The organism is Paraburkholderia sp. EG286B (genome assembly GCF_040965655.1).
Taxonomy (GTDB): domain Bacteria; phylum Pseudomonadota; class Gammaproteobacteria; order Burkholderiales; family Burkholderiaceae; genus Paraburkholderia.
This window is the reverse complement of the sequence record NZ_JBFRCF010000134.1, coordinates 1-870: the sequence shown is the minus strand read 5'-3', so window position 1 is coordinate 870 and position 870 is coordinate 1. Positions and strand designations below refer to the sequence as shown.

Sequence of the window (870 nt, the reverse complement as noted above, 5' to 3'; positions counted from 1 at the left end):
GCGAGAGTGCCTGCAAGGAAGCATGCCAATGTCTAGCACCGAGGTGGCATCTTCACGAAAAGCGAGGACCTTCGATCTGAGCTGGACATAGTTCGGGGCGGGACATAGTTCGGGGCGGGACATAGTCAAGCTTGGTGTGGCCGAGCAACAACTGCACCGCCCGAAGGTTCTTCGTCCGCCGGTAAATCAATGATGCCTTCGTGCGACGCATGGTGTGCGTGCCGTACGCCGTATCGTCGAGTCCGATCGAGCCGATCCAGCGGTGGACCAAGCGAGCATATTGCCGCGTCGAGATATGCGGCGACGCGTGCAGCCGACTTGGAAACAGATAGTCGGCGGGTTGCAGTCTCCGTGCCCTTATCCAGGCTTCGATGCTCTGGCGGGTCTGTTCCGTGATCTCGAACTGAACCGGTCGTTGCGTCTTCTGCTGCATGACCATGGCTCGTGATCCGACGTGGCTACCCTGGCAGATCTCTTGCACGAGCAGCCGCGTCAGGTCGCACGCCCGAAGCTTGCTATCAATCGCAAGATTGAACATTGCCAGTTCGCGGATGTTCGAAGACATCTGCAGTCTTGTGCGAATAGCCCAGATTTCCGGAAGCTTCAAAGGCGGTTTCTGTCCGGTAAGCTTGCCCTTGTTCCACGGCACTCTGATGCCAGCGGCGCGTTTCTCGGTCTCCATGGCGACCTCCTTCCAACGTTGAAGGGAGACCCAGTGTGCGCGCCGGCCGCCGGACGCTCAACGACCCACTCCCGCCGTTCGACCCAGCGCCGCCTCGACGGCGGGTTTTAAACGTCAACGGACATTCACGCGATCACGTCGGCCGGCGGTTGCTCTTGAGGTTTGTTCGGCGCCTGCCACTTTTGCAG

Annotated in this window: 1 protein-coding gene; it reads right to left on the bottom strand. The window is 59.8% G+C overall.

Features of this window, described 5'->3' with window-relative positions; translation table 11 throughout:
• Nucleotides 1–52 precede the first annotated feature (52 nt).
• Nucleotides 53–682: a tyrosine-type recombinase/integrase gene (locus tag AB4Y42_RS44075; protein ID WP_368697872.1), complete on the bottom strand. Its 630-nt coding sequence runs from the start codon at nt 680–682 to the stop codon at nt 53–55.
• Between the last annotated feature and the right edge of the window lie 188 nt (nt 683–870).

Bases quoted from the DNA above. Each gene is read 5' to 3' on its own strand.
- AB4Y42_RS44075 (WP_368697872.1), bottom strand. From the start codon at position 682: ATGGAGACCGAGAAACGCGCCGCTGGCATCAGAGTGCCGTGGAACAAG.